The sequence below is a fragment of the Pseudarthrobacter sp. NPDC059871 genome, assembly GCF_042731175.1.
In the GTDB taxonomy this organism is placed as follows: domain Bacteria; phylum Actinomycetota; class Actinomycetes; order Actinomycetales; family Micrococcaceae; genus Arthrobacter.
Genome location: NZ_JBHWJV010000010.1, coordinates 48465 through 75158, shown reverse-complemented (window position 1 = coordinate 75158; position 26694 = coordinate 48465). Strand labels below are relative to the sequence as shown.

General features: G+C 65.6%; 26 protein-coding genes and 1 tRNA gene. 19 read left to right on the top strand and 8 right to left on the bottom strand.

The features are described from left to right. Positions 1-232 precede the first annotated feature (232 nt). From ACFV4R_RS14315 to ACFV4R_RS14290, 6 genes are all read left to right on the top strand, one after another. The gene (locus ACFV4R_RS14315) at positions 233-1000 is read left to right on the top strand and encodes a permease (protein WP_377203061.1); all 768 of its coding nucleotides are present in this window, start codon (positions 233-235) and stop codon (positions 998-1000) included. A gap of 170 nt (positions 1001-1170) precedes the next feature. Beyond that, a complete protein-coding gene (locus ACFV4R_RS14310) occupies positions 1171-1779 on the top strand; it encodes an FABP family protein (protein WP_377203060.1) in 609 nt (202 codons plus the stop codon). Positions 1780-1809: 30 nt separating this feature from the next. Then, on the top strand, positions 1810-2532 hold the full coding sequence (locus tag ACFV4R_RS14305; RefSeq protein WP_377203059.1) for a flavodoxin family protein: 723 nt from the start codon (positions 1810-1812) through the stop codon (positions 2530-2532). A gap of 118 nt (positions 2533-2650) precedes the next feature. Further along, positions 2651-3736 (top strand): YgfZ/GcvT domain-containing protein, encoded by a 1086-nt coding sequence (locus tag ACFV4R_RS14300; protein WP_377203058.1) that lies wholly within the window; start codon positions 2651-2653, stop codon positions 3734-3736. Beyond that, the gene (locus tag ACFV4R_RS14295; protein WP_377203057.1) at positions 3733-4179 is read left to right on the top strand and encodes an ankyrin repeat domain-containing protein; all 447 of its coding nucleotides are present in this window, start codon (positions 3733-3735) and stop codon (positions 4177-4179) included. Before ACFV4R_RS14300 ends, ACFV4R_RS14295 begins: the two co-directional genes overlap by 4 nt. A gap of 49 nt (positions 4180-4228) precedes the next feature. Beyond that, entirely contained in the window at positions 4229-5758 is a 1530-nt protein-coding gene (locus ACFV4R_RS14290) for a DHA2 family efflux MFS transporter permease subunit (protein ID WP_377203056.1), read from the top strand. On the opposite strand, the gene ACFV4R_RS14285 is transcribed toward ACFV4R_RS14290, so the two are convergent. The 5 genes from ACFV4R_RS14285 to ACFV4R_RS14265 form a co-directional block, all read right to left on the bottom strand. Beyond that, on the bottom strand, positions 5720-6436 hold the full coding sequence (locus tag ACFV4R_RS14285; RefSeq protein ID WP_377203055.1) for a GNAT family N-acetyltransferase: 717 nt from the start codon (positions 6434-6436) through the stop codon (positions 5720-5722). The genes ACFV4R_RS14290 and ACFV4R_RS14285 overlap by 39 nt on opposite strands. A 68-nt stretch (positions 6437-6504) precedes the next feature. Beyond that, positions 6505-7530 (bottom strand): ATP-dependent 6-phosphofructokinase, encoded by a 1026-nt coding sequence (locus ACFV4R_RS14280; protein ID WP_015937876.1) that lies wholly within the window; start codon positions 7528-7530, stop codon positions 6505-6507. A gap of 192 nt (positions 7531-7722) precedes the next feature. Further along, positions 7723-7974, bottom strand: a complete 252-nt coding sequence (locus tag ACFV4R_RS14275; protein WP_377203054.1) for a PspC domain-containing protein — start codon at positions 7972-7974, stop codon at positions 7723-7725. Positions 7975-7977: 3 nt separating this feature from the next. Further along, positions 7978-8277 carry a hypothetical protein gene (locus ACFV4R_RS14270; RefSeq protein WP_377203053.1) on the bottom strand — a complete coding sequence of 100 codons (300 nt, stop codon included), beginning with the start codon at positions 8275-8277 and terminating at the stop codon, positions 7978-7980. 1 nt (position 8278) lies between these two features. Then, positions 8279-9877 carry a PspC domain-containing protein gene (locus ACFV4R_RS14265; RefSeq protein WP_377203052.1) on the bottom strand — a complete coding sequence of 533 codons (1599 nt, stop codon included), beginning with the start codon at positions 9875-9877 and terminating at the stop codon, positions 8279-8281. Between the two features lie 125 nt (positions 9878-10002). Here ACFV4R_RS14265 and ACFV4R_RS14260 point away from each other — a divergent pair, with 125 nt between their 5' ends. Further along, on the top strand, positions 10003-11463 hold the full coding sequence (locus tag ACFV4R_RS14260) for a PspC domain-containing protein (protein WP_377203051.1): 1461 nt from the start codon (positions 10003-10005) through the stop codon (positions 11461-11463). Continuing rightward, a complete protein-coding gene (locus ACFV4R_RS14255; protein ID WP_377203050.1) occupies positions 11460-12140 on the top strand; it encodes a LuxR C-terminal-related transcriptional regulator in 681 nt (226 codons plus the stop codon). Before ACFV4R_RS14260 ends, ACFV4R_RS14255 begins: the two co-directional genes overlap by 4 nt. Positions 12141-12277: 137 nt before the next feature. Here ACFV4R_RS14255 and ACFV4R_RS14250 read toward each other — a convergent pair whose 3' ends face one another. Then, positions 12278-13495 carry a pyridoxal phosphate-dependent aminotransferase gene (locus tag ACFV4R_RS14250; protein WP_015937870.1) on the bottom strand — a complete coding sequence of 406 codons (1218 nt, stop codon included), beginning with the start codon at positions 13493-13495 and terminating at the stop codon, positions 12278-12280. A gap of 276 nt (positions 13496-13771) precedes the next feature. On the opposite strand from ACFV4R_RS14250, the gene ACFV4R_RS14245 reads away from it, so the two are divergent. The 9 genes from ACFV4R_RS14245 (at position 13772) to rplL (ending at position 20296) form a co-directional block, all read left to right on the top strand. Further along, positions 13772-13844: transfer RNA gene (locus ACFV4R_RS14245), tRNA-Trp, on the top strand. Between the two features lie 83 nt (positions 13845-13927). After that, positions 13928-14212 (top strand): preprotein translocase subunit SecE, encoded by a 285-nt coding sequence (gene secE / locus ACFV4R_RS14240; RefSeq protein ID WP_043794078.1) that lies wholly within the window; start codon positions 13928-13930, stop codon positions 14210-14212. A gap of 115 nt (positions 14213-14327) precedes the next feature. Next, on the top strand, positions 14328-15131 hold the full coding sequence (gene nusG / locus ACFV4R_RS14235) for a transcription termination/antitermination protein NusG (RefSeq protein ID WP_377203049.1): 804 nt from the start codon (positions 14328-14330) through the stop codon (positions 15129-15131). 128 nt (positions 15132-15259) lie between these two features. Next, a complete protein-coding gene (rplK, locus tag ACFV4R_RS14230; RefSeq protein WP_003803853.1) occupies positions 15260-15691 on the top strand; it encodes a 50S ribosomal protein L11 in 432 nt (143 codons plus the stop codon). A 178-nt stretch (positions 15692-15869) separates the two neighbouring features. After that, positions 15870-16577 (top strand): 50S ribosomal protein L1, encoded by a 708-nt coding sequence (gene rplA, locus ACFV4R_RS14225; protein ID WP_015937867.1) that lies wholly within the window; start codon positions 15870-15872, stop codon positions 16575-16577. 109 nt (positions 16578-16686) lie between these two features. After that, the gene (locus ACFV4R_RS14220) at positions 16687-17829 is read left to right on the top strand and encodes a GNAT family N-acetyltransferase (RefSeq protein ID WP_377203048.1); all 1143 of its coding nucleotides are present in this window, start codon (positions 16687-16689) and stop codon (positions 17827-17829) included. Between the two features lie 8 nt (positions 17830-17837). Beyond that, a complete protein-coding gene (locus ACFV4R_RS14215; protein ID WP_377203047.1) occupies positions 17838-18956 on the top strand; it encodes a GNAT family N-acetyltransferase in 1119 nt (372 codons plus the stop codon). Positions 18957-19247: 291 nt separating this feature from the next. Beyond that, complete coding sequence (gene rplJ, locus ACFV4R_RS14210) at positions 19248-19841, top strand: 50S ribosomal protein L10 (protein ID WP_377203046.1); 594 nt, start codon at positions 19248-19250, stop codon at positions 19839-19841. Between the two features lie 77 nt (positions 19842-19918). Further along, entirely contained in the window at positions 19919-20296 is a 378-nt protein-coding gene (gene rplL / locus ACFV4R_RS14205) for a 50S ribosomal protein L7/L12 (protein WP_056075402.1), read from the top strand. Positions 20297-20421: 125 nt separating this feature from the next. Here the strand turns inward: rplL and ACFV4R_RS14200 are convergent, their stop codons facing one another. Both ACFV4R_RS14200 and ACFV4R_RS14195 read right to left on the bottom strand, forming a co-directional pair. Continuing rightward, positions 20422-20925: an aminoacyl-tRNA deacylase gene (locus tag ACFV4R_RS14200; RefSeq protein WP_377203045.1), complete on the bottom strand. Its 504-nt coding sequence runs from the start codon at positions 20923-20925 to the stop codon at positions 20422-20424. Continuing rightward, entirely contained in the window at positions 20925-22124 is a 1200-nt protein-coding gene (locus ACFV4R_RS14195; protein ID WP_377203044.1) for an acetyl-CoA C-acetyltransferase, read from the bottom strand. Before ACFV4R_RS14195 ends, ACFV4R_RS14200 begins: the two co-directional genes overlap by 1 nt. Positions 22125-22371: 247 nt before the next feature. Between ACFV4R_RS14195 and ACFV4R_RS14190 the strand changes: the two genes are divergently transcribed. Together ACFV4R_RS14190 and rpoB are read left to right on the top strand one after the other, a co-directional pair. Next, complete coding sequence (locus tag ACFV4R_RS14190; RefSeq protein ID WP_377203043.1) at positions 22372-22845, top strand: hypothetical protein; 474 nt, start codon at positions 22372-22374, stop codon at positions 22843-22845. 306 nt (positions 22846-23151) lie between these two features. Next, positions 23152-26661 carry a DNA-directed RNA polymerase subunit beta gene (rpoB, locus tag ACFV4R_RS14185; RefSeq protein WP_377203042.1) on the top strand — a complete coding sequence of 1170 codons (3510 nt, stop codon included), beginning with the start codon at positions 23152-23154 and terminating at the stop codon, positions 26659-26661. Positions 26662-26694: the final 33 nt, after the last annotated feature.

The following is a 26694-nucleotide window of genomic DNA, read 5'->3' as shown; positions in this document are numbered from 1 at the left end:
GTCCGCGCATCATCGGGCGACTGAGCTGATGCTTGAGTATACCCGGCAGGTCCTCCCGAACCAGAGATTCCAGCACCCCAACAGTCCGTTTTGCGACATATGCCGTTCATATAGGGCAGGATTGAGCGGGGGCGGACGTGCCCTTGGAAGGGGCGGTTCCACGCCTAGTGCCAATGCCAGGACGGGATGACAGCGCAGTGAGTGCAGTAACGATTCACAGGCCGGTTTCCACATGACGGCGGACCTGCAGGCGCCTGCCCGCTCCCTTGGTTCCTGGGTTATCGGTGCCGTCGGCATCGCCGGCCTGGCAGCCATCATCGCCGGTGTTTACGTCTCCCGTGAAGCCCTGGCGGCCGTGGCCGTACTGATCGCCTTGGCGGTGGGGATCGGCTGGCCGCACTTCCTCCGGATTCCGGCCAAAAAGACCCTCGCGGCCGTCATCGCCCTGCCCGGTGCCGGTGCAGCCTTGGCCGCTTTGTGGGCGCCCGCTCCGGGCTACCTGGACTGGACCCCCGGTTTCGTGGCGGTGGGCATGATGGCCGTCTTTGTAGTGCAGCTCATCCGCGGTACAGGCCAGGCGCAGCGGCTGGAGTCCACTCTGGGCTGCTGCGTGGGCGTGTTGCTGTCCTGCCTGGGGGCGGGATGGGTTGCCGGCGCCCGGTTCAACGGCGTCCGCGAGATGCTCCTGGTGGCCGCGATCAGCGCAGCAGTGGCGCTGCTTGCCGGGCTGATCCGCTGGCCTGATAACGTCATCGCCCCGCTGTGCATTGTCCTTGCCGGTCTGGCGGGTCCGCTTGCCGGGCTGGTCCTCTCAGACATCGCAGTCCTGCCGGCTGCCATCTTCGGTGTGGTGGTGGGAGCGGTCCTTGCCAGCTTCCGGCGCCTGGTCACCCTGCGCGGTGCGCCGCTGAACCTTGCGGCGGCCCTTGGCATGGGTCTCGCGCCGGTCTCTGCCGTCGGCTCGCTGGCCTACTTCATAGACAAACTACTCATCTTCTGACGGGTTAGGATGGCATCATGTCCGTACTTGCATTTGAAATTTTCTTCCTTGTCCTGCTCGGCATCGCGAGCCTGTCCATGGCCTGGTTCGCCGGCTTTGTGGTCTACCGCCTCTTCAAGGGCCAGAAGTAGACCAGCCTTCCGATCCCGCAGTTTCTCGAGGTTAATGCCGTGCCCATTGAGATTCCCACAGATCTGACTCCGGAACTTGTTCCCCTTTCCTGGCTCATTGGTGAGTGGGAAGGCCGTGGCCGCCTCGGCACCGGGGACGAGGATTCCGAGCATTTCCTGCAGCATGTCTCTTTCACCCATAACGGCCTGCCGTACCTTCAGTACCGGGCCGAGAGCTGGCTGACGGACGACGACGGTACGCGCCTGCGGCCCCTCACGGTTGAGACCGGTTTCTGGGCGCTGGAGCGCAAGCAGCTTGATGCCGACGGCGGCCCCGGCCTGGTGCCCGCGGACATCGTTCCTGCGCTCAAGAGCGCCGACGAGGTGGAAGCCCTGCGCAACAGTGAGGGCGGATTCGACATTTCGGTGTCCATCTCCCACCCCGGCGGCATCTCGGAGCTGTACTACGGCCAGATCAAGGGCCCGCAGATCCAGCTCACCACCGACATGGTGATGCGCGGCAGCCACTCCAAGGACTACAGCGCCGCCACCCGCATCTTCGGACTGGTGGACGGCAACCTGTTGTGGCGGTGGGACGTCGCAACAGGAGGGGACGCGGGCAAGGGCCTTGAAGCCCATGCCTCGGCGTTCCTGGCACGGGTTTCATAACCAGAAGGTCCACCAGCAGGGAGCGGCGCCGTGGCAGATGAAGGTACACCCGGAAACTACAGCGATCTCAAGGCTGTCTTCTTCAACGGCACGCTCAAGAGGTCGCCGCAGACCTCCAATACTGACGGCCTGATCAACATCAGCCGGCTGATCATGGAGAAGCAGGGCGTCAGCACCACGGTTATCCGCACGGTGGACCACGACATCGCCAGCGGGGTGTACCCGGACATGACCCAGTACGGCTGGGCCACCGACGAATGGCCGGAACTCTACCCCGCTGTCCAGGATGCCGACATTGTGGTGGTGGCCGGGCCCATCTGGCTGGGCGACAACTCATCGCAGACCAAGAAGCTGATTGAACGCCTTTACGCCCATTCCGGCGAGCTCAACAGCAAGGGCCAGTGGGCGTTCTATCCCAAAGTGGGCGGTTGCCTGATCACGGGCAACGAAGACGGCATCAAGCACTGCGCCATGAATGTCCTCTACAGCCTGCAGCACATCGGTTTCAGCATTCCGCCGCAGGCCGACGCCGGGTGGATCGGGCCCGTGGGCCCCGGCCCCAGCTACCTTGACGAAGGCTCAGGCGGACCGGAAAGCGACTTCACCAACCGGAACACCACCTTCATGACGTGGAACCTCCTGCACTTGGCCAGGACCCTGAAGGACGCCGGCGGATACCCTGCTTACGGCAACCTGCCCAAGGAATGGACCGCCGGGACCCGGTTCGACTTCGAAAACCCCGAGTACCGGTAAACACTTAACCGCTCCGCAATGCCCGCAGGCCAGGCCATGGATCAGAGGCGCCGGGCCGCTGGTTCAAGTTCCGGCGACAAAGCGGAATACAGACTGACTGAAGGACGTTCTCCCCAATATGACTACTCCCAGCCCCCTTTTGTCGCGCCCCGGAGCTGTCGAGGCCGCCGGTGCGGATGCCGGCGTCGCGGCCCACTACGGTGAGCCCCTCCGGGAGCAGCGTGCCCTCGCGGCCGGAACCGCCGTCGTCGACCTCTCCTCCCGCGGAGTTGTCACCGTCACCGGGCCGGACCGGCTGAGCTGGCTGAACACGCTGTCCTCCCAGCAGGTGACGGCCCTCCAGCCGGGGGAGTCCAGCGAACTGCTCCTCCTGAGCGTGCAGGGGCGCATCGAATTCGACGCGCGCATCGTTGACGACGGCGGCACCGCCTGGCTGATTGTCGAAGGCGCCGAGGCCGCTCCGCTGGCTGAGTACCTCAACAGGATGAAGTTCATGCTGCGGGTGGACATCGCCGACGCCTCGGCCGACTGGGCGGTGGTGGGCAGCACCGCGGCCGTGCCGGAGTGGGCCTCGCTGGTGGCCTGGCAGGACCCCTGGCCGCACGTCTCTGCCGGCGGCTTCTCTTACGCCACCGTTGCCGAAGAGAACCACCCAGGGCTGGAACGGCCGTGGTTCGAGTACCTCGTCCCCGCCGCCGATCTGGAACACACGGTGGCGGACCGGCCACTCGCCGGCGTCATGTCGTCCGAGGCGCTGCGCATCGCCGCCTGGCGTCCCCGGATCGGTGCCGAAACCGATGACAGGACGATTCCGCATGAACTGGACCTGCTCCGTACCGCAGTCCACCTGGCCAAAGGCTGCTACAAGGGCCAGGAAACCATTGCCCGCGTCCACAACCTGGGGCACCCGCCGCGGCGCCTCGTGTTCCTCCAGCTGGACGGTTCGCAGCACACGCTCCCGGCCGCAGGCAGCGTGGTCCTTGCCGGCGACCGTAAGGTAGGGGCCGTCACATCCGTGGCGCAGCACTACGAAATGGGGCCGGTGGCGCTGGCGGTCATAAAGCGGTCCGTAGCGCCGGATGAAATACTGACGGTCCTGGACGGAGACGAGCCGTACACCGCCGGACAGGAACTCATCGTTGCCCCCGACGCCGGCCAGGTGGTGGGGCGCCAGACCGGATTCCTTAGGGGGCCACGCGCATGACAGAACACGGAAACGCCACGCCGGCACAGCACCACGCTGCAGGCGAAACCGGGGCCGCAGGAGCAGATCAGGACGACGACGCCGTTGCGCTGGCCCACAGCCTCTTCCAGGCAGCCAGGGACGGGGAAACCGAACTGCTCCGCGCCTACCTCGGCGCCGGTGCTCCCGCCACCCTTACCAATGCCGCCGGAGATTCCCTCCTGATGCTGGCCGCCTACCACGGCCATGCCGACACGGTGCGCCTGGTGCTCGAACACGGAGCCGAGGCGAACACCGCCAACGACCGCGGCCAGACGCCGCTGGCCGGCGCGGCGTTCAAGGGATACACGGACGTAGCCCGGGTCCTGCTGGACGCCGGCGCAGATCCCGATGCTGGAGCCCCGTCGGCACGCGCGGCCGCGCAAATGTTTGCCCGCCAGGAGATCCTCGACCTCCTGGGCTGAGCCCCCGGGTCCGCCCGGCCACCACAAATTGACTCTGAAGGATGACCGGATGGAAAACGTAGAAAAGCCCTGGGCGGCGCTGTGGTCGCTGGTGATTGGGTTCTTCATGATCCTGATCGACAGCACCATCGTGTCCGTTGCCAACCCGCGGATCATGGAGGGCCTGGGCGCCGACATCAACTCCGTGATCTGGGTGACCAGTGCCTATCTGCTGGCCTACGCAGTTCCCCTGCTGATCACCGGCAGGCTGGGCGACCGGTTCGGGCCCAAGAAGCTGTACCTGCTTGGCCTGGTGGTCTTCACGCTGGCCTCGCTGTGGTGCGGCCTGGCCCAGGACGTGGAGACCCTCATCGCCGCCAGGGTCCTGCAGGGCCTCGGCGCTGCGGTGATGACACCACAGACCATGGCCGTCATCACCCGCATCTTCCCGCCGGACCGCCGGGGTGCCGCCATGGCCATCTGGGGCGCCACCGCCGGCATGGCCACACTGGTGGGCCCGATCCTGGGCGGTGTCCTGGTGGACAGCCTGGGCTGGGAGTGGATCTTCTTCATCAACGTTCCCATCGGCGTCGTGGGGTTCATCCTTGCGGTGCGCAACGTGCCCGCATTGACCACCCACCCGCACCGCTTCGACATCCCGGGTGTGCTGCTCAGCGCCGTCGGGGTCTTCCTGCTGGTCTTCGGCATCCAGGAAGGCGAGACGTACAACTGGGGAACCATCGCCGGACCCATCAGCGTCTGGTCGCTGATCATCGCCGGGATCATAGTCCTTGCCGGATTCGTCGCCTGGCAGCGTTTCAACAAGGGCGAGCCGCTGCTGCCGCTGGGCCTGTTCCGCGACCGGAACTTTTCGCTGGCCAACCTTGGAATCACCATGGTGGGGTTCACGGTGACGTCCTTCGGGCTGCCGCTGATCTTCTACTACCAGATGGTCCGCGGCCTGACTCCCACCCAGTCGGCTTTGCTGATGGTGCCCATGGCCCTCATCTCGGGTGGCATGGCCCCCGTGGTGGGAAAAATCGTGGACCGGGTCAACCCCAAATACCTGGCCACTGCGGGCCTGACGCTCATGGCCGTGGCGCTGGTATGGAACGGATTGCTGATGCAGCCGGACACGCCAATCTGGCTGTTCCTTCTACCCAGCGCTGTTCTCGGCTTCGCCAACGCCGGCATCTGGGCGCCCCTGAGCACCACCGCCACCAGGAACCTGCCGCCGCGGCAGGCGGGCGCCGGCTCCGGCGTCTACAACACCACCCGCCAGTTCGGCGCGGTCCTGGGCAGTGCTGCCATCGCTGTGCTGATCCAGTCGCGGCTGGCGGCTGAGCTCCCGGCCGGCCCCGGCGGCCAGGCCGGCGGGGCGGGCGAAGGGATGGCTATGGGCGGTTCGCTGCCCGAATTCCTGCACGCAGGATTCTCGACGGCGATGGCGCAGTCCATCCTGCTGCCTGCCGCTGTGGTGCTGGCCGGGGCAGTCGTGGTGCTGTTCTTCGCCAAACCCAAGCCCATTCAGGGGTGGGGCGCCGCTGAAGGATCAGCTCCCTCAGCCAAGGTGGACGCTGGTCTGGATTCCGCCGGCTGACAGGCCGAGGCGCCGGGCCAGCGCCAGCGATCCTGTGTTGCTGACGTCCGCCCGCCACTGCAGCGTCAGCCCGGCGGCCAGGGCCTCGTGGGATGCGATGGAAGCGGCCAGCGTTCCCAGCCCGCGGCGCCGCCACTCAGGATCCACCAGGACCCCCAGGTGGGCCAGCAGTCCTTGCCACTCCGTGTAGGCGCCGCAGGCCAGGGGCACCCGACTGCCGTCGAGCTCGTGGACGATGGTGAAGCGGTTCTCAAGGTCGGAGAGCCCCACCTCGTTGACGTCGTCCGGCGGGCAGTGGCCCTCCAGTTCAATTGCTTCGGCGTTACCATGCGACACCGTCATCTCCTCGGAGGGCTGCTGGAGCGGCAGGTCATCGGCGAAGAACAGTGCCGCAGCGCCCAGGCCGTGCCCGCCGCGAGCCCGGGTCAGCGTCAGCAGGGTGACGTGCTGGGCCATTTCCGCGTCGGGGATATCCGCGGCCGCATCGATGACGTCCTGCGGCCCCACCAGTACGGAACTGCCGAACAGCCTGACGAACTCCACGGTGCCGGCGGAGTCATCGGCCCGGACGATGCGTTCGCCGGAGGCAAGCGCGGAGCCAAAAGCGTCGTCGTCGAGGCCCAGGCGGCGGGCCCAGGCCAGCTGGATGATGGCGGCAGAGCCGGGATCGAGTGTCATGGTCCCAGCCTAGGGTGCCGGCGGCTGTCCCGGCCGGACATCACGCCCGGCCAGGCACTGCGCTGTGCTTAGCCGAACAGGACTGCGGCTTCGTCGTACCGGTTCTGCGGCACGGTCTTGAGCTGGCCCAAGGCCTCCTCGAAGGCGACGTGCTGGATGTCGGTTCCCTTGAGCGCCACCATGGTGCCCCAGAAGCCCTCCACCACGGAGTCGATGGCGGCCATGCCCAGGCGCGTGGCGAGGACGCGGTCGAACGCTGAGGGAACGCCGCCGCGCTGGATGTGGCCCAGGATGGTGGCGCGGGTTTCGATGCCTGTGCGGGCTTCCAGTTCGGGTGCGAGCTGGTCGGCGATGCCGCCCAGGCGGGGCCGGCCGAACGTGTCCAGGCCGCGCTCGGAGTGCGGGGATTCCATGTGCTCGGGCACGAACCCTTCGGCGACAACCACCAGAGGCGCGCGGCCGCGGGCGTGGGCTTCGTTTACCCACTCGGTGATCTGCTCGATGCTGACCTTTTGCTCCGGAATGAGGATGGCGTGGGCGCCTGCCGCCATGCCGGCGTGCAGGGCAATCCAGCCAACGTGCCTGCCCATGACCTCGGCGATCATGCAGCGGTGGTGGGACTCGCCGGTGGTCCGGAGACGGTCGATGGCCTCGGTGGCGATCTGCACCGCGGTGTCGAAGCCGAAGGTGTAGTCGGTGGCATCGAGGTCGTTGTCCACGGTCTTGGGGACGCCCACGATCTTCAGGCCGGCGTCGGTCAGGCGTTTGGCCGCGGCGAGGGTTCCCTCACCGCCGATGGCGATGATCGCGTCGATGCCGAGCCGGTCCATGTGCGCTTTGATGACCTCGGGGCCACCGCCGTTTTCGAACGGGTTGGTGCGGGACGTGCCCAGGATGGTGCCGCCCTGCTTGGCGATGCCGCGCACCATGGTGCGGGGGATGTCGATGATGTCGCCCTCCACCACGCCGCGCCAGCCGTCGAGGAATCCGACGAACTCGTGGCCGTGGATGGCGATACCCTTCAGCACGGCGCCGCGGATAACCGCGTTCAGTCCGGGGCAGTCGCCACCGCTGGTGAGGATTCCAATTTTCATGTTTCGGCTCAAATCCTGGAAGAGGGTCTACTGGCAGAGCGCCACGCTGAGCTCACCTAGAAGTGTAGTGGGAGGTGTGGGGTACGACACAAACCCGTTACACGCGGTACGCCGCCCGCAGGGTCGCCAGCCGGGCATGGCAAAGGCTCCCGCCGTAGTGAACGGCGGGAGCCTTCGGATGTCGCCTGCAGGTTAGCTGAGGGACCGACGCTCCAGGAACGTCTGCAGCGGAATCACGTTCCGCTGGTCCGGAAGGATGGCCCAGGCCAGGAGGTAGAAGACCACGGCGGGTCCGGGGAGGAGGCAGAACACGAGGAACGCGATGCGGACGAAGGCCACGTCTAGGTTGGTTTTAGCGGCGATCCCGCCCAGGACGCCACCCACCCAGCGCTGCGGGCCGCGTTGCAGGCCGAAGCCCCTGACGATGCTGAAAAACTTGTCCATGGTTCAAGACTTCCCTGTTGTCGGTTGGTTGTCACGTTTCCGGGCGGAGAGCAGGCCGCCCACCACCAGTGCGGCGCCGGCTCCGATCATGAGCCCGATCAGGACGTACGTGGCGTTGAGGGTCACGATGCCCAGCTGGGCAACGATGATCAGGGCGGCGAGGGCCAGGACGATCAGGCCCCACACCACCGTCCCCACCCTCGTGGTGGAGGCGCCGGCAGGGTCTGAGCCCGCCGTCGTCGTGCTGTCCGGGTAGTAGCCGCTGCGGCCCGTGGGATCCGGTGCCTGGTTACTGGTGCTCATCTCAATTGCCTTCCTGGATGGTGACGTTGCTGAAGGTGCCGTCGATCTGGACCACCAGGTGGCTGCCGGGCCGGTCGGAGTTGTAGGTGCTTTCCCGGGTGGTGGTTCCGCCGCGCTGCCCCGAGCCCTCGTTGAGGTTGCCCATGGTCATGTCCGCCTTGATGTCCACAGGCACGTCCTCCGGGATCACTACGGTCACGTTGCTGGCGGTGATGTCCAGGGGAATGACGACGTCGGAGCGCAGCGGGGTGCCGCCGGCAAGGTTTGTCAGGTCCACGGTTCCGCGGCCCGCGGTGATGTCGAAGCCGCGCGTGGCTTCCGTGATGCTGGCCGGTGCCCAGTCCACCTGCTGGAACCGCATCCTGTCGCCGTTGCCCACCACGTTGTACACGCCGCCCGCTATCAGGGCCACCACGGCGAAGAAGCTCAGGATGCCGGCGGTCCTGCCGCGCAGGCCGGCGATGAGGATGCCGAGGCCAAGGACGGCTGCGGCGCTTGCCCAGACGATGGCGTTGGCGGAGTCGCCCAGGTCGATGACGTTGGTGACGTCGAGTGCCTTGAGGCCGCCGCCCACCAGTAGCGCCGATCCGGCGGCGACGGCCACTGCGGGAGCGCCGGGCCCGGCCGGCCGTGGTTTCGGGGTGCGCTGCGGTGCGGGGGCACCGCCGTAGGGGCCACCGCCCTCGAATCCGCCGCCGGCACCGGAGCCGCCGCCGGAGTAAGAGCCGCTGCCGGAATAGCTACCGGCGCCGTAGGAGGGCATGGAGGGGGAAGCGGGGCCCGCTCCATATGAGGTGCCCGTGGAAGAGAACGGTGCGGTCCCGGGATTGCCTGCGGTGTAGGAGGTACCTGGGGTGCCGGGTGCGCCCGGCGTGCCGTAAGCGGCCGCATGCGGGGCGGCCATCGCGGGCCGGCCTGCTTTGTTGCGCTGCGAGAGGTAGTAGATGAGGTAGATGGCCCCGCCCACCCAGAAGACCGTCCAGAGGAAGCCGCCGAAGCCGTTGTGTGACCAGCCCCAGAAGCCGCCGCCCAGTCCGGTCAAGCCCAGGATCGTGGCGATCAGGGACCCTGTCATCCCGGTGGTCCACCGGCCCGCGGCGGCCTCCTGGACGTGGATCCGTCCGTCGGGCTCCGGGAGCAGCGCCCACGCGAGGCCATACACCAGCACGCCGATGCCTGCGAACAGGGTCAGGACGATGAAGACGCCGCGGATGATCAGCGGGTCCACGCCCAGCTTCTGCGCGATCCCGCTGGAGACGCCGCCGATCCACCGGTCGCGGCCACGCTGGATGCCATGGCCGCGGATCCAGGAGAAGAAGTCGGCTTCGCCCGGGGCGGCGTGTGCGGTGCCGGGGCGGCCCGTGTACGCCTGTCCGGCGCCGGGGAGATCGGTATTGGGGAGATCAGCGCCGGGGACCTCGGTGCGGGGCAGCTCGGTGCCGGGGTGGCCTGCAGCTGGCTGGCTGGATTCGGAAGCCCGTGGGCCCTCGGACGGGTCCGGCGTGGTCGGCGCGGACGGCAGGGGTTCGGTGGGCCGCGGTGCGCCGGGCAGAGGCTCGGTGGGCTGGCCGTCGTCGGGGAGTGGGGTCTGCGAGTTCATACCCCAATCCTTCCGCCCAGCGCCCTCTGCGCTCTACTGGGGGATACCCTGAGCGGTCCCTGAGTTGCCCCCGGTTCGCGCCGGATCCGGGTCCGGGAAACCCTGATCCATGCTTGGATTGACCCATGACAACCGTCCCCGCCCGGCCCCCTTTGGCCCGCAGCAGCGACCGCATGATTGCCGGTGTCTGCTCGGGCCTGGCCGTTCATCTGGGCTGGCCGGTGAAGAACGTCCGGGTAGGCATGGCGCTCGCAACCCTGGCGGGCGGGGCCGGCCTCGTCTTTTACGCCTGGCTGTGGATCATGGTTCCCACGGCGGATGAGGCCGCCCGGCGCAATGCCCGGCGGCCGGCGTCGCCGATTGCGCCTGCGGTGAGCCAGGCGCCTGCTCCCGCCGCGTCCAACACACCTCCGGCGTCGCTTCCCGCTTCACCCGGCACGGCACCGTTTGGCACGGCAGCGTTCAGCCAAGCGCCATTGGGCCAGTCACCCTCGAAACAGGCATCCTGGAGCCGGGCTTCCGACGGCGGCGCTCCCCAGGACGCGGACGGCGCGGCACTGCCCGGGGCGGCAAGGCCTGCCGAGGCGCCGTGGTTCCGCTGGCAAAGCATGAAGTACGGCAAGGAAATCCTCCTCGGCTGCGGGTTGCTGCTGGTGGCCGGCATCATGATCGCGCAGTTGCTGGGCGTCGATGTGCCGCTGGGAACCCTTATCCCTGCCGCCGCCGTCCTGGGCGGCGCGTCCATCGCATGGATGCAGCTGGACGAAACGCGGCGGGCCGGGCTGGTGGACAAGACCAAGGCGGACCAGGCCGGCGGCTGGGCACGGCTCGCGGCGGGCCTGGCGCTGGTGGTGGCCGGCGTGCTGGTGATGGTGTCCGGTTCCGGCTCGTGGGAGCAGACCTGGCTGGCGCTGCTGGCCTCTGTGGCGGTGCTCGGTGGTGTGGTGCTGGTCCTGTTGCCGTGGGCGCTGAAGTTCTGGCGGGATTTGGAGACTGAGCGTGCCGGCAGGATCCGGGAAACCGAACGCGCCGAGATCGCCGCGCACCTCCACGATTCGGTGCTTCAGACGCTCGCGTTGATCCAGCGCCGGGCAGGCAGCGAGCACGACGTCGTCCGGCTGGCCCGGGCGCAGGAACGCGAGCTCCGCGGCTGGCTGTTCCAGGATCCCGGCAGGGAAGCAGGCCAGCTTTCGGACCGGATCAAGGCCGTGGCAGCCGAGGTGGAAGACCTGCTGGGCAATGCCGTGGAGGTGGTCAGCGTCGGCGATGCCGCCATGACCGAAGGCCACGAAGCCATGGTCCAGGCAAGCCGGGAAGCCATGCTGAACGCCTCCCGGCACGGCGGGGGCGCCGTCTCTGTATACCTCGAAGCATCGGACGGCCAGGCTGAAATTTTCATTAAGGACCGTGGGCCCGGGTTCGAACTGGCCGATGTGCCCGAGGACCGGCTGGGCGTCCGGGAATCCATCATCGGCAGGATGAAGCGGCACGGCGGATCGGCTGCCATCCTCAGCACCGGGGACGGCACGGAGGTCCGCCTCCGGCTGCCGGCTGCAAGCACGGACAACGTGGAAGGAAAGTCATGAACGTCAAGCAGGGGGCAGCCGCGCAGGCCGCCAATTCCGTCCGGGTGGTCATCGTGGACGACCACGCCATCTTCCGTTCCGGGCTCAAGACCGATCTCGACCCCAGCATCCACGTGGTGGGGGAGGCGGCCACCGTAGAGCAGGCCATTGCCGTCATCGCCCAACAGCGGCCCGATGTCGTGTTGCTGGACGTGCACCTTCCCGGCGGGTTGGGCGGCGGCGGCCGTGAGGTCATCGCCGGATCCGCTCCACTGCTTGGCGCCACCCGCTTCCTGGCCCTCAGCGTGTCCGATGCTGCGGAGGACGTCGTGGCAGTGATCCGGGCGGGGGCAAGGGGCTACGTCACCAAAACCATCTCCGGGGCCGAAATCACCGACGCCGTGTTCCGGGTTGCCGGCGGGGACGCCGTGTTCTCACCGCGCCTGGCAGGGTTCGTTCTGGATGCTTTCGGCACCGCGCCGGCGGACATCGCCGATGACGAACTGGACAGGCTCTCCGCCCGCGAGCTTGAGGTCATGCGCCTGATCGCCCGCGGGTACAGCTACAAAGAGGTGGCCAAGGAGCTGTTCATCAGCATCAAAACGGTGGAGACCCACGTTTCGGCGGTCCTGCGGAAGCTCCAGCTCTCCAGCCGGCACGAACTCACCAAGTGGGCCGCGGAGCGCCGCCTCCTCTAGCCCAACGCCCGCTCACTTCCGGCGGCTATTCCGTCAACGCCCGCTCACTTCCGGCGGGAAAAACGCAAACGCCCGCTCACACTCTTGAGGAGAGTGAGCGGGCGTTTGGGTTTACGACACTAAAAGTGAGCGCGCGTTTACTGGGCCTTGCCGAGGAAATCCTGCAGGCGCTGCACGCCGGTGGCGAGGTCGTCGTCGCCCAGGGCGTAGGAGAGGCGCAGGAAGCCTGACGGGCCGAACGCCTCGCCCGGAACCACTGCCACTTCCACCTCGTCCAGGATCAGCGACGCCAGCTCAGCCGAGGTCTGCGGCGTGGCCGTGCCGGCGGCCGTGGGGAATTCCTTGCCCAGCAGCCCGCGGACGTCCGCGTAGACGTAGAAGGCGCCCTTCGGCGTCGGGCATTCCACGCCTTCAATGGCGTTCAGGCCGGCCACGATCGCCTTCCGGCGGCGATCGAAGGCAACCTTCATCTCGTCGACCGCGGTCAGCGGGCCGGAGACGGCGGCGAGGGCGGCGATCTGCGGAATGTTCGACACGTTGGAGGTGGCGTGCGACTGAAGGTTGGTGGCGGCCTTGATGACATCCGCCGGGCCGATCATCCAGCCGACGCGCCACCCGGTCATGGCATAGGTCTTGGCCACACCGTTGAGGATGACCACCTTGTCGCCAAGCTCGGGAACGGCCGTGGCGATGGAGGTGAACGGAACGCCGTCGTAGGTCAGGTGCTCGTAGATCTCGTCGGTCACCACCCAGATGCCCTTCGACGCTGCCCACTTGCCGATCTCGGCCACCTGCTCGGGGGAGTAGACGGCGCCGGTGGGGTTCGACGGCGAGACGAACAGGAGGATCTTGGTCCGGTCCGTCACGGCTGCTTCGAGCTGCTCGACAGTCACCAGGTAGCCCTGCTCCGGCCCCGCAAAAACCTCGACGGGAACGCCGCCGGCCAGCCGGATTGCTTCAGGGTAGGTGGTCCAGAACGGGGCGGGGACAATGACCTCGTCACCCGGATCCACCAGGGTGGCGAACGTGTTGTAGACGGCCTGCTTGCCGCCGTTGGTCACCAGCACCTGGGAGGGGTCGACGGCGTATCCGGAGTCCCGGAGCGTCTTCTCTGCGATGGCCTTCTTCAGTTCGGGAAGCCCGCCGGCGGGGGAGTAGCGGTGGTACTTCGGCTGCCCCGCGGCCTCGATGGCAGCCTGGACAATATAGTCCGGGGTGGGGAAATCCGGCTCGCCTGCGCCGAAGCCAATTACCGGACGCCCAGCAGCCTTCAGCGCTTTCGCCTTGGCATCAACGGCCAGGGTGGCGGATTCGGCAATTGCGGATATGCGCTGGGAAACGCGGGCGGCAGACATGGCAGGTCCGTTCTACGCTTGCAGCCGGATGGCTGGAATGTGGGATTCGACGTTTTCTACTCTATGCTGTTCACCGGACCCTCCGGGGTGCCGGATGTGAAATGTGACTGGCCCGCCAGGCACGGACACGCCGGCTTGCGGAGGGGCTGGAACGGGTCGGTTTTACGAACGCGAAGATGTTGCCGTAGACTGATTCACCGGTGTTGAAACACAGATGATGGCGTGCGCCCCAGTGAAAGCTGGCGAATCGCCGTTGCTGTTTGGTTTTCACTCCATAGGGTAGTGGCGCAATTGGTAGCGCAGCGGTCTCCAAAACCGCAGGTTGCAGGTTCGAGTCCTGTCTGCCCTGCGCAAGCTGCCCCGGGCAATAAATCCGGGGCAAGCGCAGCAACCATGGTTCTGATCAGGGCCGGGTAATCCACCATTGCAAAGATGAGCGAGGACCAGGTGACCGAAACAGCTGCCAGCAGCTCCAAGGGCCGCCCAGCTAAGAAGGATGCCAAGGCAAACATCTTCGCCCGTATTGCACTTTTTGTCCGCCAGATCATTGGCGAACTGAAGAAGGTCGTTGCCCCCACCCGCAAGGAACTGATCAACTACACGCTCGTGGTGCTGGTGTTCGTGGCCATCATGATGGTCATCGTCAGCCTGCTGGACATCGGTTTTGGAACCGCAGTCGGCTGGCTCTTCGGCGGGACAGGCCCCACGGACAACTAAGGCTGCAGGGTCCGCAGGCTGCGCGCTCCGTCCGGGAAAACCGGAGGGAAGCGCCGGTGTGCGGAATTGAGCCATTTAAATAGGCATGTTAGGCAATGAGGAAGCAGGAGACCAAGTGTCTGAGCAGGAGCTCGAGGTAACCGGGACTGAGCAGGAAGAGGCCGTGGACATCACCGCAGAAAACGGTGAAGAGTCTGAGGTTGAGTCCTCCGCGCCCGAATCCGATGACGCCGATGCCGACGCGGAGGCTGACAGCGAAGCAGAGTCCGGCGATGCCGACGCTGACGCCCTCGCCGCCGCGGCAGCCGCCGCTGCCGTTGACCCGGCAGATGAATTCAAGGCCAAACTGCGCCGCCAGGAAGGTGACTGGTACGTCATCCACTCCTACGCCGGTTACGAAAACCGCGTGAAGGCCAACCTTGAGACCCGCATCCAGACCCTGGACATGGAAGATTACATCTTCGAGATCCAGGTGCCCATGGAAGAGGTCGTCGAGATCAAGAATGCCCAGCGCAAGGTCATCAACCGCGTCCGCATTCCCGGCTACGTCCTGGTCCGCATGGACCTGACCGACGCTTCCTGGGGCGCCGTCCGCCACACTCCCGGCGTCACCGGCTTCGTGGGCAACGCCCACAACCCCGTGCCGCTGCGCCTCGACGAGGTCTTCTCCATGCTCGCGCCGGTCTTCGAAGAAGAGCAGGCCGAGAAGGGCAAGCCGGTCAACAAGCAGCACCAGGCCCCGGTGGACGTCGATTTCGAGGTCGGCGAGTCCGTCATCGTCAAGGAAGGCCCGTTCGAGACCCTTCCCGCCACGATCTCCGAGATCAAGGTCGAATCCCAGACCCTCGTGGTGCTGGTTTCCATCTTCGAGCGCGAAACGCCGGTCACCCTGGCGTTCAACCAGGTCACCAAGATCTGATTACCCGAGAATTCGTTCCGGCGCCGCCCGCTTAGCGGTTCCGGAACGGCAGGCCGCCTTGCCATGGCGGCCAAAAACCTGGGCCACGCTCCTGTGCCCCAGGAAGTTATTGAGAGAAGGACCCTACATTGGCTCCCAAGAAGAAGGTCACCGGCCTCATCAAGCTGCAGATCCAGGCAGGTGCCGCTAACCCGGCCCCGCCGATCGGTCCTGCACTTGGCCAGCACGGCGTCAACATCATGGAATTCTGCAAGGCGTACAACGCTGCAACGGAAGCCCAGCGCGGCAACGTCATCCCCGTGGAAATCACCGTCTACGAGGACCGTTCCTTCACGTTCATCACCAAGACCCCGCCGGCTGCAGAGCTCATCAAGAAGGCTGCAGGCGTTGCCAAGGGTTCGGCTACCCCGCACACCGTCAAGGTTGCCAAGCTGACCCAGGCACAGGTCAACGAGATCGCCTCCACCAAGATGGAAGACCTCAACGCCACCAGCCTCGAAGGCGCAGCGAAGATCATCGCCGGCACCGCCCGCTCCATGGGTATCACCGTCGAGGGCTAGTACCCCTACCGCCGCCTGACGCCGCGCATCAGCATGGCGCCGAGTGGCACCGCCGGAATTCCGGCACCACCAACAATTGAAATGCCGTTCATCCGGGACGAATAACCGTCCGGATCACCGGCTGTGGCAGGGCCCAGCGCGGTCCGCAGACCACAACTGCACAAGGAGAAAGAGCAGCATGGCAAAGCGCAGCAAAGCATATGAGGCAGCAGCCGCCAAGATCGACGCGGAGAAGTCCTACGCGCCGTTCGAGGCAGTGACCCTCGCCAAGGACACCAACCCGTCCAAGTTCGACGCCACCATCGAGGTTGCTTTCCGCCTCGGCGTGGACCCCCGCAAGGCTGACCAGATGGTCCGCGGTACGGTCAACCTGCCCCACGGCACCGGTAAGACCGCCCGCGTCCTGGTCTTTGCCACGGGCGACAAGGCAGAGGCAGCAATCGCAGCCGGCGCCGACTTCGTTGGCTCCGACGACCTGATCGAAAAGATCGCCGGCGGCTGGACCGACTTCGACGCCGCTGTTGCCACCCCTGACCTCATGGGCAAGGTTGGCCGCCTCGGTAAGGTTCTGGGTCCCCGCAACCTGATGCCGAACCCCAAGACCGGCACCGTGACCCCCGATGTCACCAAGGCTGTCAACGACATCAAGGGCGGCAAGATCGACTTCCGCGTCGACAAGCACTCCAACCTGCACTTCATCATCGGCAAGGTGTCGTTCGACGCCGTCAAGCTGGCTGAGAACTACGCAGCAGCACTGGAAGAGGTGCTTCGCCTGAAGCCTTCCGCTTCGAAGGGCCGCTACATCCAGAAGGCCACCGTTGCCACCACCTTCGGCCCCGGCATCTCCGTGGACCCGAACGTCACCAAGGTGCTCACCGAGGCCTAAGCCTTACAGAACACCTGCCCGGAACCTTCCGAGCATTGAGAACCGCCCGGCGCGCATGCGCCGGGCGGTTTTGCTTAACTTGTTCCCGCCTCCTGCCTAAGCTGGGGAAATGACCGGGATACCGCTTCCCCTCCCGCCGGACGCGGTCGCCGCCGGCCTCACCATCAGTCCCGTGGTCATCCCCGCGCTGGGCAGCCGAACGCAACCGCCCGGCGTCGTACCTTCCGAAGACTTCCGTGCATGCCATGCCCTGCGCGAAACCCACGAACTCTCCCTCTGGGGCAACCTGGACCGGTGCCCCACGCTGGCCGAGTCTCTGGAATTCTGGCGGGGGAACCGGTACGAAGAACGGCATCTGTTTCTGGCCCGCCGCAACGGCAGTCCTGTGGGGCTGTGCTCGGTCACCCTGCCACTGCGGGAGAACACTGATACCGCGGGAATCGATGTGCTGGTCCACCCTGCCCAAAGGCGGCAAGGCGTTGGCCGCACGCTGCTGCAGTTCGCCGAAGCCCTCGCCCGCAGCCGGGGGCGCACCTCATTGGACGGCTACCACGAGATCCCGATGGACCGCTTCGGCCCGGATGCTGCCATGCTGCCTGCGAAGTCCGGTTCAGGGGCGCTGCCCCTCGCGGACCCCGCCACTGCCTTTGCAACGGCGTCCGGCTACGCGCTTGAACAGGTGGAGCGGTCCAGCCGGCTGGACCTGCCCGTGCCTGCGGGGCTGATGGCCCGGATTGAGGCCGAAGCCGCCGCCCGGGCCTCCGAATACACTGTGGTCCGCTGGGACGATCAGTGCCCCGACGAATTCGTTGACGGCCTCGCCGCGCTGAAGGAGACCATGAGCACCGATGTCCCCATTGCAGGCCTGGGCTGGGAACGGGAGGCTTGGGATCCGGCCCGGGTTCGTGACGAGGAGGCCGCCATGGTCCGCGGCGGTGCGCAGTCCGTAGTGGCAGCGGCCCGGCACCGCGGGACGGGTGAACTGGTGGCCTACACGGTCCTGAATTGGCGTCCGGAAGTACCGGGATCCGCCACCCAGCAGGACACGCTGGTGGCTGGCCCGCACCGTGGGCACCGGCTGGGCATGCTGGTCAAAGCCGCAAACCTTGGCCGGGCGCAGGCCAGATGGCCTTCTGTCCGCTCGGTTTTGACATGGAACGCAAGCGAAAACCAGCATATGCTTTCGATTAATATTGCGCTTGGATTCAGGCCTGCCGGCTATGAAGGGGAGTGGCAGAAACGGCTGGGATGATGCCCCGTATGGCAAAAGACGTGAGGATCGAGCAGCTCTGGATTCCTGACTCCCTTGAGGCGCCGGACGCTGCCGATTTCCTTGCCGCCCTCGAAGTGGGCCGGAAGGTCCGGATGGCCACCTGGGGGAGTGACGACCTTGCCTACGGCCCCCTTGAGAAGCTCCTGGAGTTTGAGGATCCGTACGAGCGGCAACTCATCCTCGTCGCCAAAGTGGACGGCGAAATAGTCGGCACCGTGGACATCGCCCTGCCCCTGACCGACCACCTGGATCTCGCTGAATTCACTTTGGACATCCTGCCCGAATTCCAGCGGCAGGGCGTTGGGCGGCGGCTCCTGGAGGCCGCCGAGCAGCTGGCCCGCGGCGAGGGCCGCACCATGATCCTGGTGGACACCAACCATCCTGGCGCCTCGCTCGACGAGTTCGAGCAGGCCCTCCTGGTGCCGGGAACCGGGCCGGGCTTCGTCCCGCTCGACAGCCGGGAGGTGGAGTTCGCGCAGAAGACCGGGTACACGCTTCAACACATCGAGCAGTTCAGCGCCTGCATCCTGCCACTGGATTCGAAGCTTGTGGCGGACCTGCAGGCAGAGGCCGATGACGCCAACAACGGCCGCTACCGCCTGCACCACTGGACTGACCGCTGCCCGGACCGCTGGCTTGAGGCCGTCGCGGCACTCGAGAACCAGGCCGGTGCGGACGTCGACCCCGATCTTGACATCCCTGTGGAGCAGGACATGGTGTTCGACGGCGGCATCCTGCGCGAAGCCGAGGACGTCGCCATCGCGCAGGGCCGGCGGACGGTGGTCACCGCCGTCGAGCACGTCGCCTCGGGCACGCTGGTGGGGCTGACCACCATCACTGTGCTGGCACACCGGGCGGACGTGGTGTTCCAGGACGACACGCTGGTGCTGCAGGAGCACCGGGGAAACAAGCTGGGCCTGCTGATCAAGGTCTCCAACATGGAGCGGCTCACCGAGCAGTTCCCTGACGCGCGTGTCATCTACACCTGGAACGCTCCGGAGAACAGGTACCTCCTCACCGTCAACCAGCAGCTCGGATTCCGCATTGCCGGGGTGACAGGGATCTGGCAGAAAGAGCTGCCGAAGCTCCGTACCAGCACCAGCTGAGGGCCCGATTTGGTGTCCTGCCACGGGCTCCCGTAGACTTGGAGAACCAAAGACCGTCGGTTGTTGGAAATCCACTCTTTCGAGCATTGCTCAACTCTGCAGTTGTGCGCGGGAGACGAAGTGGCTTTCTGGACGAAGGACCCTGACATAGGGCGGCCGGCGCAGGTGAACGAAGCAACGCTCCATGGAAACATGTTGAGCCAAGCCCCGTGCATCTGCGCGGGGCGTTTTTAGTTTTAGCTCACCTGAGCGGGACCCTCGAATACCGGCACTATCCCCGGAAGGAGGGTTATGGCAACGCCTACCAAGGTTTCAGCAGTAGCTGAGATCACTAACGATTTCAAGGAATCGAACGCCGCTGTCCTGACCGAATACCGCGGGCTCACCGTTGCACAGCTCAAGCAGCTGCGTGTTTCTCTCGGCCAGGACACCAAGTTCGCGGTCGTCAAGAACACCCTGACCGCCATTGCAGCCAAGGAAGCCGGCGTCGAAGCATTCGACGGCCAGCTTGCCGGCCCCACTGCAATCGCGTTCATCAAGGGTGACGCAGTTGCCGCTGCCAAGAGCCTGACGGATTTTGCCAAAGCCAACAAGCAGCTGGTCATCAAGACCGGTTACTTCGAAGGCAAGGCACTGGACGCCAGCGAGGTCGCCGCACTGGCTGCCCTCGAGTCCCGTGAGCTGCAGCTCGCCAAGGTTGCAGGCATCCTCAAGGCTCCTGCTGCCGCAGCTGCACGCATCATCGATGCGCTGCGTCTCAAGCTTGAAGAAGAGAACGGTGCACCGGCAGCTGCCGAAGCGCCGGCCGCTGAAGAGTCTGCTGACTCTACAGCTGAAGCAGCAGCCGAGGCACCCGCCGAGGCTCCCGCTGCCGAAGAGAACTAATTCTCTTTACCCCACCAGACTCCGGTGTCTGTCCGGCTCCGCGCGGTTCGGACACCACAACAGGAAGGACGCCTACCATGGCGAAGCTCAGCAACGAAGAGCTCATTGAAGCTTTCAAGGAACTGACCATCATCGAGCTCTCCGAGTTCGTCAAGCTCTTCGAAGAGACCTTCGAAGTAACCGCTGCTGCTGTAGCCGTTGCCGGCCCCGCCGCCGGTGGCGCTGCTGAAGAGGCCGAAGAGAAGACCGAATTCGACGTCGTTCTCGAGTCCGCTGGCGAAAAGAAGATCGCAGTGATCAAGGAAGTACGTGCCATCACTTCCCTGGGTCTGAAGGAAGCCAAGGACCTCGTTGACAGCGCACCCAAGGCTGTTCTCGAAGGCGCCACCAAGGAAGCTGCCGAGAAGGCCAAGGAGCAGCTCGAGGCTGCAGGCGCCAGCGTTACTGTCAAGTAACAACGGTTTCTCCACGAAAAACCCCGTCCCACTGCCTGGCAGTGTGGCGGGGTTTTTCTGCGTCTGGACCCAAGTGGGTAGCAGCAGGTGCCGCTATGAGCCCTCAGAACGGCACCTGCTGTTACCTACATCGGGTTGGGGTCAGAAATATCCGCGACGACGGCGCCGAGGGCGGACGTGAGTGCGTCGGCGTCCACGAAAGCGCTGTAGCCGTGGGCGCCGGCACCCATCGATATCCGACGCCCCGTGATGGTGGCGTCTGCGTACACGGGCCATGGGCTGGTGCTCCCCAGCGGAGTGATGGTTCCGCGTTCGTAGCCCGTTGCCTCGAGGGCAATGTCGGCCGGAGGCAGGGACAGCTTGTTGACGCCCACCAGCTGCCGCAGCTTGGGCCAGGAGATCTGCCGGTCACCGGGTACCAGGGCGAACAGGAATGTCCCGTCCTTGTGCTTCACCACCAGGGATTTGACGATGTCCGCCGGCGTGATGCCGAGGATTCCGGCAGCCTCTTCGAGGCTCCTCGCCGCGGGCCGTTCCACCACCTCCACGTGGAGGCCCCGGGCGGCGGCGTCGGCCAGGAACCGTTCGCGTCCGACGCCGTCCGTTCCGTTTGCCGCAAGGCCCGCCATCAGTTGCGGTAGAGCAGGAGCGCTTCGCCCTGCCCTCCTCCGCCGCACAGGGACACCGCTGCCTTGCCGGATCCGCGCCGCTTCAGCTCGTGCGCGGCATGCGCCGCGAGGCGTGCTCCGGACGCCCCGATGGGGTGGCCCAGGGCGATGGCGCCGCCGTGGATGTTGCACTTCTCCAGCGGATAGTCGAGGTCCTTCAACGACTGGACTGCCACCGACCCGAATGCTTCGTTGATCTCGATGAAGTCGAGATCGGCTGTGCTCCAGCTGGCCTTGCCCAAGGCGTTCATGATGGCGTTCGAAGGCTGGGAGTGCAGGGAATTGTCAGGCCCGGCCACTTGGCCCGGCTTGCCCACCACAGCGAGGTATTCCAGCCCGCGCTCTTCGGCATAAGCCCGCGATGAGAGAACCAGGGCCGCGGCGCCATCGGAAAGGGGGGAAGAATTGCCCGCCGTGATGGTGCCGTCGGTGACGAAGGCGGCGCGAAGCCCTGCGAGGGACTCCACGGACGAATTGGGCCGGACGCCCTCGTCCGTGTCCACCACCAAGGGGTCACCCTTCCGCTGCTTGACGCTGATGGCGACGATCTCGTCGTCGAACGTTCCGTTCTTGGCGGCCAGCGCCGCACGCTGGTGGGACTGGGCCGCAACGTTATCCTGTGACGGCCTGTCGATGCCGAGGGCGAGGTTGCCGGTTTCGGTGGACAGGCCCATTGACTGGCCGTCGAAGGCATCGGTGAGCCCGTCATGGGCGGCCACGTCCAGCGCCTGGATGGAGCCGTAGATCCAGCCCTGCCGCGACCCCGGCAGGAGGTGGGGAGCCCGGGTCATCGATTCCTGGCCGCCGGCCACCACCACTGCGGCCTCGCCGGCGCGGATCATCCGGGCGGCGTCGATGACTGCGGTGAGTCCCGACAGGCACACCTTGTTGATTGTCACCGCGGGGACGTTCCAGCCGATCCCGGCGGCAATGGCGCTCTGGCGGGCCGGGTTCTGGCCCGCTCCCGCCTGCAGGACCTGGCCCATGATCACCGCTTCCACGTCACCCACTGCGGCGCCGCTGGCGTCCAGGGCAGCGCGGATGGCGTGCGCGCCAAGGTCTACTGCCGTGAAGCTGGCCAGTTGTCCGTTGATCCGCCCCTGCGGGGTGCGGACTGCTGCAAGGATGACAACGTCGCTGTTGCCGGGGGAGTTGCCCATGGTTATCTCTTCCGATCTCATCCGGTGTAAGCCACCAAGGTTATCGTGACCCTGGTCACCCATCTATTCAAACGCGGCAGTAGCCATGTGCATTCCGGGCAGCCGCCGCGTGCAGCCGCGGCAGTTGGAAGACGGCAGGGGAGAGGTCCCCATGGCCGGGATGTGCACGACGGCGGCCGCTTGCGTAGGGTGGACGGCGGAAACTCATGCAGGGGGCAGCCATGCCGCACCCGGGACGGATGGAGCAATGACAGTGAAGAAGATCCTCGCCCTGGCAGCAGTTGTTGGAGTCGCCGGGCTGACTGCCTGCTCAGTTTCAGCGCCCGCTCCGGCCGAAACCTCTGACGCGGGCCAGTCCGCCGGCCCGGCTGCCAGCAGCACCGCCTCGGCCAGTGACGGCCCGTCGGCGTCCTCCGCCCCGTCCGGCGGCGCCAAGGAAGCCTGCGAACGCTTCAACTCGCTCTTCGCCGACTACGCCGCTGTGCCCTCCGGCGACGCCAACGGCTACGAGGACATCTACCTGCAGGCAGAAGACGCCAAGGACACCGTCACCGGCGACCTCCAAGGCCTGTTCGCCTCGCTCAGCCTCCTGGCTATTGACCACTCCAGCGCGGCCGAAAGTGGCGGCGAGCCCGCCCAGGCTTCCAAGGACGCCGTGCGCGACGCGGTGTTTGCCAACTCGGGGACATGCTCTGCCGAAGGCGTGACGCTCAAGCTCTAGCCGGCCACCGGGGACCGGAAAGCGGCCGGAAACGGGTGCTTGCAATCCTGCGCGAAGTGGGGTAGACACATGGGTTGTTTTGCCGTATCGTAGATATTTGCGTCTTCCCTGTTTACCTTCAGCCTTCATATAGCGGTGGGCTTTGCCTGGCAGCTGGCAATCAACGTGCCGTCGATACGTCACAACACAGCCAGCCGGGCCCCGGGTCATATAGCGGAACCGGATGGTAGCGCTGCGGAGTAACTTCTGCAGGGTGCACAGCGGGGGAGATCTGAAAACGCCTGAAGGTCTGTGGAAGGATCCCTCTTGGTCGCCTCGAGCACCTCTAATAACGAAACCGCTAACACCGCCGACAGCACTGATGGTGCCACTCGCCGGCTCTCATTCGCAAAGATTCACGAACCTCTTGACGTTCCGAATCTGCTTGCCCTGCAGACGGACAGCTTTGACTGGCTCGTCGGCAACGAACGCTGGCAGGCACGCGTAGCGAAGGCCGTCGAAGAAAACGATCTCAGCGTCGCTACGACGTCCGGCCTGTCGGACATCTTCGAAGAGATCTCCCCGATCGAGGATTTCCAGGGCACCATGTCCCTGAGCTTCTCCGATCCGGAGTTCGCTGACCCCAAGTACACCATGGCCGAATGCAAGGACCGGGACGCAACCTACTCGGCTCCGCTGTACGTCAAGGCCGAGTTCATGAACAACAACACGGGCGAAATCAAGCAGCAGACCGTGTTCATGGGCGACTTCCCGCTGATGACCGAGAAGGGTACCTTCGTGGTCAACGGCACCGAGCGTGTCGTCGTCTCCCAGCTGGTCCGTTCGCCGGGCGCCTACTTTGAGCGCGCCGCTGACAAGACCAGCGACAAGGACATCTTCACCGCCAAGATCATCCCGTCCCGCGGTGCATGGTTTGAGCTCGAGATCGACAAGCGCGACCAGGTCGGTGTACGCCTCGACCGCAAGCGCAAGCAGTCCGTCACGGTCCTGCTGAAGGCCCTCGGCTGGACCGAAGGCCAGATCCTCGAAGAGTTCGGCCAGTACGACTCCATGCGCGCAACGCTGGAGAAGGACGCCACCGAAACCCGCGAAGACGCCCTGCTGGACATCTACCGCAAGCTGCGTCCGGGCGAGCCGCCCACAGTCGAGGCTGCCCAGTCCCTGCTGGACAACCTGTACTTCAACTCCAAGCGCTACGATCTGGCCAAGGTTGGCCGCTACAAGATCAACCGCAAGCTTGGCATCGACCGCTCCCTTGGCGACAAGGAAGCCTCGGTCCTGCACGTTGAAGACATCGTTGCCATGATCAAGTTCCTCGTTGCGCTGCACGCCGGCGAGAAGACCATCAAGGGCACCCGCGACGGCCAGGAAGTGGACCTGCGCGTCGAAATCGACGACATCGACCACTTCGGCAACCGCCGCATCCGCGCCGTCGGCGAGCTCATCGAGAACCAGGTCCGCACCGGCCTGTCCCGCATGGAGCGCGTTGTCCGCGAGCGTATGACCACCCAGGACGTCGAGGCCATCACGCCGCAGACCCTGATCAACATCCGCCCCGTCGTGGCAGCCATCAAGGAGTTCTTCGGAACTTCGCAGCTGTCGCAGTTTATGGACCAGAACAACCCGCTGTCGGGCCTGACCCACAAGCGCCGCCTGTCGGCCCTTGGCCCCGGTGGTCTGTCCCGTGACCGCGCCGGCATGGAAGTCCGTGACGTGCACCCGTCCCACTACGGACGTATGTGCCCCATCGAAACTCCTGAAGGCCCGAACATTGGCCTGATCGGTTCGCTGGCATCCTACGGACGCATCAACCCGTTCGGCTTCATCGAGACGCCGTACCGCCTGGTCAAGGGCGGAGTCGTTTCCGACGACGTCCAGTACCTGACGGCCGATGACGAAGCCGAGGTCCTGATCGCCCAGGCCAACGCACCGCTGGATGCTGACAAGAAGTTCTCGGAAGAGACCGTTCTTGTCCGTGCCCGTGGTGGTGGAGGCGAGCCCGTTCTGGTTCCCGCCGCAGACGTCGAGTTCATGGACGTTTCCCCGCGCCAGATGGTGTCCGTGGCTACGGCCCTGATCCCGTTCCTCGAGCATGACGATGCAAACCGTGCACTCATGGGTGCCAACATGCAGCGCCAGGCCGTGCCGCTGGTCCGTTCCGAGGCCCCGTTCGTGGGTACCGGCATGGAGCGCGCCGCTGCCGTCGACGCCGGTGACGTCACCATCGCCAAGAAGGCAGGTGTGGTTACCGAGGTCTCCGCTGAGCTGGTCATCATGCTCAACGATGACGGTACGGAAACCAACTACCGCATCAACAAGTTCGCACGCTCCAACCAGGGCAACTGCTACAACAACCGCGTCCTGGTAAACGAAGGCCAGCGCCTGGAGGTCGGCGGCATCATCGCTGACGGCCCGGCAACGGACCAGGGCGAGCTCGCCCTCGGTAAGAACCTGCTCGTGGCATTCATGTCATGGGAAGGCCACAACTTCGAGGACGCCATCATCCTCTCGCAGCGCATCGTTGCCGAGGACGTTCTTTCCTCCATCCACATCGAGGAGCACGAGATCGACGCCCGCGACACCAAGCTTGGTGCCGAGGAAATCACCCGTGACATCCCCAACGTGTCCGAGGAAGTCCTGGCAGGCCTGGACGAGCGCGGCATCATCCACATCGGTGCCGAGGTTGAAGCCGGCGACATCCTGGTCGGAAAGGTCACCCCGAAGGGTGAAACCGAACTGACCCCGGAAGAGCGCCTGCTGCGCGCCATCTTCGGTGAGAAGTCCCGCGAAGTCCGCGACACTTCCCTGAAGGTGCCGCACGGCGAGTCCGGCACCGTCATCGGTGTCCGCGTCTTCGACCGCGACAACGACGACGAGCTGCCCCCGGGCGTGAACCAGCTGGTCCGCGTCTACGTGGCCGCCAAGCGCAAGATCACCGACGGCGACAAGCTCGCCGGCCGCCACGGCAACAAGGGTGTTATCTCCAAGATCCTCCCGATCGAGGACATGCCCTTCCTTGCCGACGGCACCCCCGTTGACATCGTCCTGAACCCGCTGGGTGTTCCGGGCCGTATGAACGTGGGCCAGGTGCTCGAAACGCACCTCGGCTGGGTTGCCAAGACCGGCTGGAAGATCGAAGGCGAGCCCGAGTGGGTCAAGCAGCTGCCGAACCTGCCGCGCGAGAGTGGTCCCACCACTGTTGCAACGCCGGTGTTCGACGGTGCCCGCGAAGAAGAAATCACGGGCCTGCTCGACTCCACCAACGTGACCCGCGACGGTGACCGCCTGATCAACTCCTCCGGCAAGACCCGCCTGTTTGACGGCCGCTCCGGCGAGCCGTTCCCGGATCCGATCTCGGTCGGCTACATGTACATCCTGAAGCTCCACCACCTGGTGGACGACAAGATCCACGCCCGCTCCACCGGTCCGTACTCCATGATCACGCAGCAGCCGCTGGGTGGTAAGGCACAGTTCGGTGGCCAGCGCTTTGGTGAAATGGAAGTGTGGGCCCTCGAAGCCTATGGCGCCGCCTACACGCTCCAGGAACTCCTCACCATCAAGTCCGATGACATCCACGGCCGCGTCAAGGTCTACGAAGCCATCGTCAAGGGCGAGAACATCCCGGAGCCGGGCGTTCCCGAATCCTTCAAGGTCTTGATCAAGGAAATGCAGTCGCTGTGCCTGAACGTGGAAGTGCTTTCCACGGACGGAACCACAATTGAAATGCGTGACTCTGATGACGCAGTCTTCACGGCTGCGGAAGAACTGGGCATCGATCTGTCTCGTGCAGAGCCCAGCTCCGTAGAAGAGGTCTAGCAGGTCCGGTCCGACGGCGGGTGCCCACCCGCC